The 11,105-nt window shown below is 66.5% G+C and carries 13 protein-coding genes; 11 read left to right on the top strand and 2 right to left on the bottom strand.

Annotation, left to right across the window (positions count from 1 at the left end):
• Nucleotides 1-5: 5 nt before the first annotated feature.
• From bchL to FHW97_RS09530, 11 genes are all read left to right on the top strand, one after another.
• Nucleotides 6-902 carry a ferredoxin:protochlorophyllide reductase (ATP-dependent) iron-sulfur ATP-binding protein gene (gene bchL / locus FHW97_RS09580; RefSeq protein ID WP_054131400.1) on the top strand — a complete coding sequence of 299 codons (897 nt, stop codon included), beginning with the start codon at nt 6-8 and terminating at the stop codon, nt 900-902.
• The gene (gene bchM / locus FHW97_RS09575) at nt 902-1,618 is read left to right on the top strand and encodes a magnesium protoporphyrin IX methyltransferase (protein ID WP_062784134.1); all 717 of its coding nucleotides are present in this window, start codon (nt 902-904) and stop codon (nt 1,616-1,618) included. The genes bchL and bchM overlap by 1 nt, the downstream gene beginning before the upstream one ends.
• Nucleotides 1,618-3,054, top strand: a complete 1,437-nt coding sequence (locus FHW97_RS09570; RefSeq protein ID WP_054131402.1) for a BCD family MFS transporter — start codon at nt 1,618-1,620, stop codon at nt 3,052-3,054. Before bchM ends, FHW97_RS09570 begins: the two co-directional genes overlap by 1 nt.
• A gap of 22 nt (nt 3,055-3,076) precedes the next feature.
• On the top strand, nt 3,077-3,850 hold the full coding sequence (puhA, locus tag FHW97_RS09565) for a photosynthetic reaction center subunit H (RefSeq protein WP_062784136.1): 774 nt from the start codon (nt 3,077-3,079) through the stop codon (nt 3,848-3,850).
• Nucleotides 3,847-4,473 carry a photosynthetic complex putative assembly protein PuhB gene (puhB, locus tag FHW97_RS09560; RefSeq protein WP_171798799.1) on the top strand — a complete coding sequence of 209 codons (627 nt, stop codon included), beginning with the start codon at nt 3,847-3,849 and terminating at the stop codon, nt 4,471-4,473. The genes puhA and puhB overlap by 4 nt, the downstream gene beginning before the upstream one ends.
• Nucleotides 4,470-4,952: a photosynthetic complex assembly protein PuhC gene (gene puhC, locus FHW97_RS09555; protein ID WP_054131404.1), complete on the top strand. Its 483-nt coding sequence runs from the start codon at nt 4,470-4,472 to the stop codon at nt 4,950-4,952. Before puhB ends, puhC begins: the two co-directional genes overlap by 4 nt.
• Nucleotides 4,949-5,239 (top strand): hypothetical protein, encoded by a 291-nt coding sequence (locus FHW97_RS09550; protein WP_107715319.1) that lies wholly within the window; start codon nt 4,949-4,951, stop codon nt 5,237-5,239. The genes puhC and FHW97_RS09550 overlap by 4 nt, the downstream gene beginning before the upstream one ends.
• Nucleotides 5,236-6,312: a magnesium-protoporphyrin IX monomethyl ester (oxidative) cyclase gene (gene acsF, locus FHW97_RS09545; protein ID WP_171798798.1), complete on the top strand. Its 1,077-nt coding sequence runs from the start codon at nt 5,236-5,238 to the stop codon at nt 6,310-6,312. The genes FHW97_RS09550 and acsF overlap by 4 nt, the downstream gene beginning before the upstream one ends.
• Nucleotides 6,306-7,085, top strand: coding sequence for a putative photosynthetic complex assembly protein PuhE (puhE, locus tag FHW97_RS09540; protein ID WP_062784146.1), 780 nt, complete (start codon nt 6,306-6,308; stop codon nt 7,083-7,085). The genes acsF and puhE overlap by 7 nt, the downstream gene beginning before the upstream one ends.
• Before the next feature lie 41 nt (nt 7,086-7,126).
• Nucleotides 7,127-8,347: a 5-aminolevulinate synthase gene (hemA, locus tag FHW97_RS09535; protein ID WP_062784148.1), complete on the top strand. Its 1,221-nt coding sequence runs from the start codon at nt 7,127-7,129 to the stop codon at nt 8,345-8,347.
• 184 nt (nt 8,348-8,531) lie between these two features.
• A complete protein-coding gene (locus FHW97_RS09530) occupies nt 8,532-9,473 on the top strand; it encodes a hypothetical protein (RefSeq protein WP_171798645.1) in 942 nt (313 codons plus the stop codon).
• Nucleotides 9,474-9,515: 42 nt separating this feature from the next.
• On the opposite strand, the gene FHW97_RS09525 is transcribed toward FHW97_RS09530, so the two are convergent.
• Both FHW97_RS09525 and FHW97_RS09520 read right to left on the bottom strand, forming a co-directional pair.
• Complete coding sequence (locus tag FHW97_RS09525; RefSeq protein WP_171798797.1) at nt 9,516-10,292, bottom strand: SDR family oxidoreductase; 777 nt, start codon at nt 10,290-10,292, stop codon at nt 9,516-9,518.
• 11 nt (nt 10,293-10,303) lie between these two features.
• The gene (locus FHW97_RS09520) at nt 10,304-11,104 is read right to left on the bottom strand and encodes an SDR family NAD(P)-dependent oxidoreductase (RefSeq protein WP_107715314.1); all 801 of its coding nucleotides are present in this window, start codon (nt 11,102-11,104) and stop codon (nt 10,304-10,306) included.
• Nucleotide 11,105: the final 1 nt, after the last annotated feature.

The raw sequence follows: 11,105 nt of genomic DNA, 5'->3' as shown, positions 1-11,105 counted from the left end.
CCGGCATGACCTTGATCGACACCCCCACGCGCTTCACGCCGTCAGATGGCGAAGGATCGGTGCAGGTCCGCCTCGATCCGCAAGATCGCATCGGCACGGCCAAGGTCTTTGCCGTCTATGGCAAGGGCGGGATCGGCAAATCCACCACCTCGTCCAATCTTTCGGCGGCGTTTTCCAAGCTTGGGCACCGCGTGCTGCAGATCGGTTGCGATCCCAAGCACGATTCCACCTTCACCCTCACCAAGAAGCTGATGCCCACGGTGATCGACGTGCTCGAACAGGTGGAGTTCCATTCGGAAGAACTGCGCCCGGAAGACTATATGTTCGAAGGCTATAACGGCGTGATGTGCGTGGAGGCCGGCGGCCCGCCGGCGGGCACGGGCTGCGGTGGCTATGTCGTCGGGCAGACGGTCAAGCTGCTCAAGCAGCACCACCTGCTCGATGATACCGACGTGGTGATCTTCGATGTGCTGGGCGATGTCGTCTGCGGCGGCTTTGCCGCGCCGCTGCAGCATGCCGAGCGGGCTCTGGTCGTGGCCGCCAACGATTTCGACTCGATCTTTGCGATGAACCGCATCGTTGCCGCCATCGGCGCCAAGGCCAAGAACTACAACGTGCGCCTCGCGGGCGTCATCGCCAATCGCTCTGCCGCCACCGACGAGATCGACCGCTTCAGCCAGGCCATCGGCATGCGCCGCCTCGCCCATTTCCGCGATCTCGACGCCATCCGCCGCAGCCGCCTCAAAAAGTGCACGCTGTTCGAAATGGAACCCTCGCCCGAAGTCATCGCCGCCCAGCAGGAATACCTGCGCCTGGCGCAGATGCTGTGGGACGGGGTGGACCCGATCGCGGCGGCACCGATGAAAGACCGCGATATCTTCGATTTTCTGGGGTTCGAATGATGAGCACGCACCCAACCTCTCCCTACGAGCTGCAACGCGAACGCCTGGCGCACTATTTCGATGGCAGCGCGCGCAAGGCGTGGATCGACCTGACCTCCAACGCCAAGGTCAGCGGCATCCGCGCCACGGTGCGCGCCGGGCGTGATGCCATGCGCGCGCAGTTGCTCGGCTGGCTGCCGCAAGACCTGCGCCGCTGTGCCGTGCTCGATGCCGGCTGCGGCACTGGCGCGCTCAGCGTGGAAGCGGCCTGGCGCGGCGCGGCGGTGACGGCGGTGGACGTCGCCGGCGGGCTGGTCGATATCGCGCGCCAGCGGGCCCCGGCGTTCCTTGGCCATGGCCGGATCGACTGGCACGTGGGCGACATGCTCGATCCGCCGCAGGCCTGGTCAGACACCGGCACGTTCGATCACATCGTCGCGATGGATTCGCTGATCCATTACAAGCTCGATGACATGGCCTGGGCGCTCGAACGGCTGGCGGCGCGCTGCACCGGCTCGATCGTCTTCACCTTTGCCCCGCACACGCGCCTGTTGGGCATGATGCATGCCGTGGGCCAGGCTTTCCCCCGCGCCAATCGCTCGCCTGCGATCGTGCCGATTGCCGAAGCCGCGCTGCGCGCCCGGCTGGCCCGGCTCGATGGCTGGCGCGTGGGGCGCAGCGGGCGCATTTCCAGCGGCTTCTACATTTCCAACGGCATGGAACTGGTGCGCCGGTGATGGCCCGCCGCACGCCCCTTGCCAGCAGGTGGAGCCGGGTGGCGCTGACCTGGCTGCCGTTTGCCGATGCGGCCAGCGTCGACATTCCGCTGTCACGGCTGCTGCGCCTGTCGCTGTTCCAGGTCAGCGTGGGGATGATGACGGTGCTGCTCAATGGCACGCTCAACCGTGTGCTGATCGTCGAGCTGGGCATCCATGCCTGGCTGGTCTCGTTGATGATCGCCATTCCCCTACTCGCCGCGCCATTCCGCGCGCTGATCGGCCACCGCTCCGACGTACACCGCTCGGTGCTGGGCTGGCGCCGCGTGCCGTTCATCTGGTTTGGCACGCTGATGCAGTTCGGCGGGCTGGCGATCATGCCCTTTGCGCTGCTGCTGATGCGCGATCCGCATCTGTTCGCTGTCGGTCTGGCCGCCAGTGCGCTGGCGTTCCTGCTGGCCGGCATCGGCATGCACACCACGCAGACCGCCGGCCTTGCCCTGGTCGGCGATCTCCTGCCCGATGATCGCCGCGCGCGGGCCGTGGCGCTGCTCTATCTATCCCTGCTCGCCGGGATGATGGTCTGCTCCACCATCCTGGGCGGGCTGCTCAACCATTTCACGCCCACCCGCCTGGTCCAGGTGATCCAGGCCTGCGCCGTCACCACTTTCGTGCTCAACGTGGTGGCGCTGTGGAAGCAGGAAGCGCGCAGCCCCGCGATCGCCTCTCCCGAAACGCCGCGCCCGCCCTTTGCCCAGGTATGGCGCCAGTTCGCCGCCCAGCCGCTGACCATGCGCCTGCTTGCCACGGTCGGCCTGGGCGCGGCCGCCTTTGCCATGCAGGACCCGCTGCTTGAACCCTATGGCGGCGAAGTGCTGCGGCTGTCGGTGGGCGCCACCACCAGCCTGTCGGGCGCCTGGGCGCTGGGTGCGCTGGCCGGCTTTGCGCTGTCGGCGCGGTGGCTGGGCCATGGCATCGATGCGCTGCGCATTGCTGGCTATGGCGTGGTGCTGGGCATTGCCGCATTCATGCTGGTGATCTTCGCCGCCCCGCTGCAAAGCCCGCTCACCCTGGGCCTGGGCGCGCTGGTCATCGGCGCGGGCGCCGGGCTGTTTTCGGTCGGCACGCTGACGGCGGCGATGGGCCAGGCCGGCAGCGATACCGCCGGTCTCGCGCTAGGCGCCTGGGGCGCGGTGCAGACCACTGCCGCGGGCCTGGCCATCGCGTTTGGCGGGGTCTTGCGCGATCTGGTGTCGAGCTTTGCCGTGGCCGATGGCCTGGGCCTGACGCTCGCCCACCACGCCACCGGCTATGGCGTGATCTATGCGATCGAGATCGCCCTCTTGCTGGTCACGCTGGTCCTGATGGGGCCGCTGGTGGGCCAGTTGTCGGGCGCGCGCGCCACGCTTTCACCTGCCGGAGCGCGTCGCTTTGGCCTGACCGAGTTTCCGACATGAGCAGCCGGGAAGGAGAACTCCCATGAGACACGGCAATATCGTCGGCACAGTGGATGCCGCGCAACTCGCGCTGATCGCTTTCGTCCTGTTCTTTATCTGCCTGATCTTCTGGCTCAGGCGCGAAGACCGACGCGAAGGCTATCCGCTGGAAGACGCGCTGACCGGCCGTGTCGATAGCGACGGTGGCCCCCTGTCCACCGCCAGCGCCAAGACCTTTGTCCTGCCCTTCGGCATGGGCACGGTCACGGTGCCGCTGCCCGCCAGCGAAAACCGCGAGCCGGTGGAAATCAAGGCAGCGCGCCGCGAAAACTTTGGCGGCGCGCCCTATTCCCCGGTGGGCGATGTCTTTGCCGCTGGCGTCGGGCCGGGCGCCTATGCCAATCGCGCGCGCTTTCCCGATCGCGATGCCCATGGCAACGCGCGCATCGTGCCGATCGGCAGCGTGCCGCAGATCACCGTGGCCAGCGCCAGCACCGATCCGCGCGGGCTGTCGGTCTATGGCGCCGATGGCGCACGGGCCGGCACGGTGGCCGATCTGTGGATCGACCGCGCCGAACACATGATCCGCTACCTGGCGGTCGATACCGGCACGCGCATCGTGCTGGCGCCGATGGCCATGGCCGTGATCCGCCGCGAAGGTGTGATCATCAGCGCGATCAACGCTGCCGATTTCGCCAATGCCCCCTTCCCCGAAAACCCTGGTGAAATCACCCGGTACGAGGAAGAGCGCGTCGTCGCCTATTTCGGCACCGGCTATCTCTATGCCAATGCCGACCGGCTGGAGCCGTTGCTGTGAGCGAATATGATTTCGAGCCGGTGCGCGGCCTTCCCGGCGATCTGCCGGCGGGCGAATGGATCGTGTGGCAGGCCGCACCGCACTGGCAGACGTTCAAGCGCAGCGCGCTGTTCGCGCCATGGCTGGCCGGCTATTTCGCGGTACTGGCGCTGCTGGCGCTGGCCAGCGGCAACCTGATCGGCGCAGGCGCGATTCTGGCGGCCGGCGCCGTGCTGCAAGGCTTGCTCACGCTGTTTGCCGTGCTGGTGGCGCGCACCACGGTCTATACCCTGACCAACCGCCGCGTCGTGCTGCGCGTCGGCATTGCACTGGGCAAGTGCATCAATCTGCCGCTTTCGCTGATCGCCTCGGCCGATCTGCGCGGCCATGGCCGGGGCCATGGCGATATTGCCCTGACGCTCAAGGGGCAGCACCGCCTGGGCTATGCCATGCTCTGGCCCCATGCGCGGCCTTGGCGCCTGGCCCAGCCGCAGCCGATGCTGCGCGCCCTGGCCGATGCGCCGCGCCTGGCAGCAGCGCTGGCCCAGGCCTGCGCCCAGGCCGCGCCGCACGGCATCGTCCGCGCCGATACCGCTGAACCCGCGCAGCCGATCAGCGGCCCCATTGCCGGAGCCGCCGCATGAGCCACGCCCACTCCCACGAAAACACCGTGCCGCGCCCGGCGCTGGCCATGGCCGGCGCGCTAGTCGCCATCACGCTAGCACTCACCACCCTGGTGCGCGTCGGCGTGCTCGATCGCGAGGCGGTGCCGGCGGTGGAGCGCGCGCAGGACAAGGTTGCCGCGATCGAAGTGCGCCACCTGGTCTTTGCCGATCGTGCCGATGGCGCCGTGGTGGTGGACGATACCGACAGCGGCCGCACCCTGGCTGTGCTGGTGGGTGAAAACGACGGCGGCGGCTTTGTGCGCGGAGTGATGCGCGGCATGGCGCGCGACCGCCGCATGCACGGCATCGGCCCGGCCGCGCCGTTCGAACTGACGCAGTGGGCCAATGGCGCGCTGACCCTGCGCGATCCGACGACCGGCCGCGCGGTGGAATTGGGCTCGTTCGGCGCTACCAACCGCGCCGCCTTCGCCCGCTTCCTGAAAGGCAGCCAGGCATGATCCGCGCCCGCGCCTTTACCGTGCCTTGCCGCATCGCCATCGAGCAGAGCCCGGCGCATTTCCACGCCCATGTCGAGTTGGAAGGCGATCTGGCAGTGCATCCCGGTGACCGCGTGCGTGTGCATGGTGATCCGGTGCGGGTGCTGTTCGGGCAAAGCGTGGTGTTCGAACGCACCGCCACCGTGGTGCGCGCCGGCCCGGTCCTGCGCGCCTGGACTCGCCTTGCTGCCTATCTTGGCCTGACCGAGCTTTACGAAGTCAGCTTCACACCTGGGAGCCTCAGATGAACGCCCACACCGCCAAGCATCCTGCGGTGGCCGCCAAGGCCGATGTTCATGCCATGGTGAGCCACGAAACCGTGCTCAGCCCGCGCTTCTACACCACCGATTTCAAGGCGCTCGACGCGATCGACGTGTCACCGGTGCGGCGCGAATGGGACGCGCTGATCGCCGAGATGGTGAGCGATCCCAACAAGCATCATTTCAAGCGCGAGCAGGACTTTGCCGGCATCATCGCCGCGCTCGAACCGGAACTGCGCGCCGAATTTACCGATTTTCTGGTCAGCTCGCTTACCTCGGAATTTTCTGGCTGCATCCTCTATGCCGAAATGGCGCGGCGCACCAGCAACCCGGATATGAAGATGCTGTTCAAGCTGCTGGCCCGCGATGAAAGCCGCCATGCCGGTTTCATCAACGAAGCCTTGAAGGACGAAGGCATCGGGATTGACCTGAGCTTCCTGACCAAGGCCAAGAAATACCATTATTTCAAGCCGAAGTTCATTTTCTATTCGGTCTATCTGTCGGAAAAGATCGGCTACGCCCGCTATATCACGATCTATCGCCAGTTGGCCGCCAAGCCGGAATTGCGCTTCCACCCGATCTTCGCCTGGTTCGAGGAATGGTGCAACGACGAGTTCCGCCACGGCGAAGCCTTCGCCTTGCTGCTGCGCGCCGATCCCAAGCTGCTGCGCGGCGCCAACACGCTGTGGGTGCGCTTCTTCCTGCTGGCGGTCTATGCCACGATGTATGTGCGCGATCATGCCCGCCCGGTGTTTCACCAGGCGCTGGGCCTCGATCCCACCGATTACGATTACCGCGTCTTCACCATCTGCTCGCAGATCGCGCGCCAGGTCTTCCCGGTGGAACTCGATACCGATGATCCCCGCTTCCGCCGCGCGATGGACCGCCTGCTCGTGGCCAGCAACCGCATCGCCGCCGGCAAGGCGCGCGGCGGCCTCGCCGGCGCATGGCTGCGCGCCACCGGGGCAATCGGCGCCGGCGCCAACTTTGCGCGCATGTTCCTGCTGCGCCCGCGCCACAATCGGCTGCCCGCCACGGTCCGGCTGCAACCGGCATGGTAAGCTGGACCGGCCACGTCCTGCCTGTCCTGGCAACGATCCTGATCTGGTTCTTTGCAACCGGGCTGGTCGCGTGGCTGGATAATCGCGCGCGGCACACGTTTGCCCACAGCCTGCTGCTGGCCGGCTGCGCCGCGATTGGCGGCATCGTGATCATCGCCCTGGCGATGCAGCATGCTACGCTGCTGGGGGTCTATGCCTCGCTCGCCGGGGCGATCCTGATCTGGGCCTGGCACGAGATCAGCTTCCTGACCGGCGTGGTCACCGGCCCCCGCCGCGAGCCATGCCCGCCCGGTGCGCGCGGCTGGCAGCGCTTTTCCCATGCCGTGGCAGCCGTCGCCTGGCACGAAGTGGCCCTGGCGCTGAGCGCGGCAGGCTTGATCTGGATGAGCCGCGATGCGCCCAACCAGGTCGGCGCCATGGCCTTTGCCCTGCTGCTGGCCATGCGGCTCAGCACCAAGATCGCCATTTTCCTGGGCGTGCCCAACATGAGCACCGATATCCTGCCGCCGCACCTGGGCTATCTCAAAAGCTATTTCGGCAAGCCGCGCCTGGGGCTTGAGCTTTATGCCGCGATTGCCGCCTGCCTGGCGCTGGCCGCCTGGCTGGCCGCCATTGCCCTGGCCGCGCCCGCCAACAGCGCTGATGCTGCCGGCGCGAGCCTGCTCTTTGCGCTCGCCGCCCTGGGCGCATTGGAACACCTGTTTCTGGCCCTGCCGCTGCGCGACGGGGCCTTGTGGGGCTGGGCCTTGCCCAGCCGCCATCCTGCCAATTGAACGCACAAGAACCAAGAACACGGACGAGAGGACCGAGCGCGATGGATTTTGAAACCTATTTCCAGGGGGAACTGGCAAACGTTCGCGAGGAAGGCCGCTATCGCATCTTTACCGAGATCGAGCGCCACTGCGGCCGTTTCCCCCACGCCACGCGCTATGTCGATGAAACCACCCATCCGATCACGGTGTGGTGCTCCAACGATTATCTCGGCATGGGGCAGCATCCGCTGGTGCTCGATGCCATGCACGCCGTGCTGGATGAATGCGGAGCCGGCGCTGGCGGAACGCGCAACATTTCGGGCACCAACCATCACCACGTCGTGCTCGAACATGAACTGGCCGATCTTCACGGCAAGGAAGCCGCCCTGCTGTTCACCAGCGGCTATGTTTCCAACTGGGCGGGCCTGGGCACGCTGGCGGCCAAGATCCCAGGCTGCGTGGTGTTTTCCGATGCGCTCAACCACGCCTCGATGATCGAGGGCATTCGCCATTCGCGCGCCAAGTGCCATATCTGGCGCCACAACGATGCCGCCCATCTCGATGAACTGCTGAGCCAATATGGGCCCGACGTGCCCAAGCTGGTCGCGTTCGAAAGCGTCTATTCAATGGATGGCGATATCGCCCCGATCGCCGAGATTCTCGACGTGTGCGAAGCGCACGGCGCGATGAGCTATATCGACGAAGTCCACGCGGTGGGCCTCTATGGCCCGCGCGGCGGCGGCGTGGCCGAACGCGAAGGGCTGATGGACCGCATCACCGTGATCGAAGGCACGCTGGGCAAGGCGTTCGGGGTGATGGGCGGCTATATCGCCGCGTCGGAAAGCCTGTGCGATTTCGTGCGCACCTTTTCCAGCGGCTTCATCTTCACCACGGCCCTGCCCCCCGCGCTCGCAGCTGGCGCAGCGGCCAGCATCCGCCATCTCAAAGGCAGCGAGATGGAGCGCGCACGCCACAAGGAACGCGTCGCCACCGTGCGCCGCCGGCTCGATGCCATGGGCATTCCGCACCTGCCCAATCCCAGCCACATCATCCCGGTGATGGTGGGCGACGCGCGCAAGTGCAAGCGCATCAGCGACTGGCTGATGGACAACCACGGCATCTATGTGCAGCCAATCAACTATCCCACCGTGCCGCGCGGCACCGAACGCCTGCGCATCACGCCTTCGCCGGTGCACAGCGACGGCGATATCGATCGTTTGATCGATGCCTTGAGCGACATCTGGTCGCAATGTGAACTGGCCCGCCGCTCCGCCGCAGCGTGACGAGAATGCAGGAAAGGGGCCCGCAACCAAGTGGTTGGCGGGCCCTGCGACCTGGCTATCCTACCAGCACGTAACGCGCCCCAGCCAACCCTTTTATCGGCTCGTCGCAAAGCGGAAAAACCGTCAGCATCCGTTCACGCGCCCGGCCATAGCCACGACGCATCACAGTGAGTGGATCAAGCCGATGGCACAGCCTCTTTCCCGCATCATTCTTGCAACCGGCGCCGCGGCCATGGCGGTCTTGCCGCTGATGGCTGGCAGCGCCTCTGCTCAGCAGGCCGGCAGCTATTCCGATTATCCGCCCCCGCCGCCCCAGCAGGGCTATCGCGCGCCGCCGCCGCCTCCGGGCGATCAGGAGGGAGAGGATCAGGGCCCGCCGCCGGGCTATTACGATCAGAACGCGCCCCAAGGTTATAATCAGCAGGGATACAACCAACAGGGGTATGACCAGCGCGGCTATAACCAGCAACCGCCCCAGGGCTATGCCCCCAATGGCACCACCACGACGCTGTCGGTGCAGGTGCAAAGCTATGATCAGGGCCCGCCGCCCGGATACGATGGCACCCGCCCGCCGCCACCGCCACCTGGCTACAGCCCCGCCGCGATCGACCAGGCACAGGCAGAGCGTGACGCGCGCTATGCCGCCGATGCCGAGGCCTGGGCCCGCGACAACTGCGTCAAGGCACGCAGCAATGCCACGGCCGGCGCGGTGATCGGCGGGATTTTCGGCGCGCTGGTGGGCAATGGCCTGTCCAGCCGCCACGATGGTGGCTTTGGCACGCTGGCCGGCGCGGCCGTGGGTGCCGTGGGCGGCGCCGCGATCGGCGGCAGCACGGCCAACCAGACCAGCCCGGGCTGCCCGCCGGGCTTTGTCGTGCGCTCGGGCGCAGCGCCCTACAGCTATGACACGGTGTATTTTTCCAACTATTACTATGCCGCGCCGGGCTGGTATCGCCCGTGGGTCTATGTCGGCGACCGCTGGACCTATCGCCCCTACCCCTACCACGATTACTATTACCGGGCCTATCGCCCCTACCACCCCAATGGCTGGGGCAATCGCGGCTATTATGGCCGGCCGGGTTACTACCGCCGTCCCTATGGCCATCAGGGCTACCGCCACTTCTGACGGCCCCACTCATGACGCCGGTGCGTGGGCCACGCACCGGCTTCAGCTCATGCAGTAACCGCCGTCCATCATGAACTCGCTGCAGGTGACAAAACTTGCCGCGTCAGAGCAGAGATAGACCACACCGCCGGCCATTTCCGCGGGCCGGCCGAGCCGCCCGATCGGATGCGCGGCGACAACGCCCTGCATCGAAACCTCGAGCGAGGGCACCGCACCCAGATCGACATAGCGCTGCATGATCGATTGCAGCATCGGCGTGTCGATCCCGCCGGGATGCACGCTGTTGGCGCGGATGTTGTAGCCGAGCGCGGCAAATTCGGCGCCCATGCATTTAGACAGCATCTTCACCGCCGCCTTGCTGGTGCAATAGGCGCCATTGAACGGCGCGCCCTTGATGCCGCCCACGCTGGAAAAGTTGACGATCGAAGCGCCGCTGGCGCGTGCCTTGCCGCCCGCCTTCAACAGCGGCAGCAGGGTCTGCACGCCGATCACCACGCTTTCCACGTTGACCGCATTGATCCGCCGCCATTCTTCCAGCGGGGTTTCCTCGATGCTGGCTACCACGCTGATGCCGGCCACGTTGACCAGAGCATCGATGCGGCCATAGGTTTCCGCCGCCAGATCCGCCACGGCCTGCCAATCGGCCTGGCTGGTCACGTCATGCGCCAGGGCATGATCGGCCACACCGTCATCGGGCGCCGCCACGTCGGTGGCGATCACCGTAGCCCCTGCCGCTTTCATCGCGCGCACCACCTCGCGGCCAATGCCGCCGCGCGCGCCGGTCACCACGGCGACCACGTTATCGAGTTCAAATGCCATGGCGTCTTTCCCTATTGCGCGGTCCAGCCGCCATCGATGACGAGTTCGGCCCCGGTCATATAGCTGGCGTCAGCGCTCGCCAGGAACGCGGCGGGGCCGGCGAGTTCTTCCGGTTCGGCCAGGCGGCCGTTGGGCGTGGCTGCTTCCATCGCCGCGACCAGATCTTCGGGCTTTTCGGCAAAGCCCTTGTCCACCCAGCGCTGGAACCCGGCATTGAGCAGCGGTGTGCGGACAAAGCCGGGATGCAGCGAATTGGCGCGGATCGGCATGCGCTTTTGCGCAAATTCCACCGCGATGCCCTTGGTGAACAGGCGCACCGCGCCCTTGCTGGCGTTATAGGCGGATACTTCCGAATAGCCGACCAGCCCCATGATCGAGCTGACGTTGATGATGCTCGCCCCGCCGGCGACCTCGGCGCCGCTGCGCGCCATCAGCGGCACCAGCGCGCGCGTGCCCAGGAACACGCCATCGACATTGATCGCCATGATCTTGCGCCAGGCGTCCAGGCTCAAGGTTTCGACCGCGCCGGTCAGATCGGTGCCGGCATTGTTGACCAGGATATGGCAGCCGCCCTTGGCCTCCATCTGCGCGGCGATACTGGCCCAATCGGCTTCGCTGGTAACATCTGCGCGCAGATAGGCCGCATCGCTGCCCAGCGCGGCCAGGGCCTGCGCCACCGCCGCGCTGTCGGGCGCGTCGAGATCGCTGATCGTCACTGCCGCGCCTTCGCTCGCCAGGCGCGTGGCAATCGCCAGGCCAATGCCGCGCAGGCCCCCGGTAACCAGGGCGATGCGCCCGTGCAGACGTGCCATC

This window comes from Novosphingobium sp. SG754 (assembly GCF_013149315.1).
GTDB classification, from domain to species: Bacteria; Pseudomonadota; Alphaproteobacteria; order Sphingomonadales; family Sphingomonadaceae; genus Novosphingobium; species Novosphingobium capsulatum.
This window is presented reverse-complemented; position numbering and strand designations above follow the sequence as displayed.

Excerpts from the sequence above, each read along its gene's own strand:
- bchL (WP_054131400.1), top strand. The coding sequence starts at position 6 with ATGACCTTGATCGACACCCCCACGCGCTTCACGCCGTCAGATGGCGAA.
- bchM (WP_062784134.1), top strand. The coding sequence starts at position 902 with ATGAGCACGCACCCAACCTCTCCCTACGAGCTGCAACGCGAACGCCTG.
- FHW97_RS09570 (WP_054131402.1), top strand. The coding sequence starts at position 1,618 with ATGGCCCGCCGCACGCCCCTTGCCAGCAGGTGGAGCCGGGTGGCGCTG.
- puhA (WP_062784136.1), top strand. The coding sequence starts at position 3,077 with ATGAGACACGGCAATATCGTCGGCACAGTGGATGCCGCGCAACTCGCG.
- puhC (WP_054131404.1), top strand. The coding sequence starts at position 4,470 with ATGAGCCACGCCCACTCCCACGAAAACACCGTGCCGCGCCCGGCGCTG.
- FHW97_RS09550 (WP_107715319.1), top strand. The coding sequence starts at position 4,949 with ATGATCCGCGCCCGCGCCTTTACCGTGCCTTGCCGCATCGCCATCGAG.
- acsF (WP_171798798.1), top strand. The coding sequence starts at position 5,236 with ATGAACGCCCACACCGCCAAGCATCCTGCGGTGGCCGCCAAGGCCGAT.
- puhE (WP_062784146.1), top strand. The coding sequence starts at position 6,306 with ATGGTAAGCTGGACCGGCCACGTCCTGCCTGTCCTGGCAACGATCCTG.
- hemA (WP_062784148.1), top strand. The coding sequence starts at position 7,127 with ATGGATTTTGAAACCTATTTCCAGGGGGAACTGGCAAACGTTCGCGAG.
- FHW97_RS09530 (WP_171798645.1), top strand. The coding sequence starts at position 8,532 with ATGGCACAGCCTCTTTCCCGCATCATTCTTGCAACCGGCGCCGCGGCC.
- FHW97_RS09525 (WP_171798797.1), bottom strand. The coding sequence starts at position 10,292 with ATGGCATTTGAACTCGATAACGTGGTCGCCGTGGTGACCGGCGCGCGC.
- FHW97_RS09520 (WP_107715314.1), bottom strand. The coding sequence starts at position 11,104 with ATGGCACGTCTGCACGGGCGCATCGCCCTGGTTACCGGGGGCCTGCGC.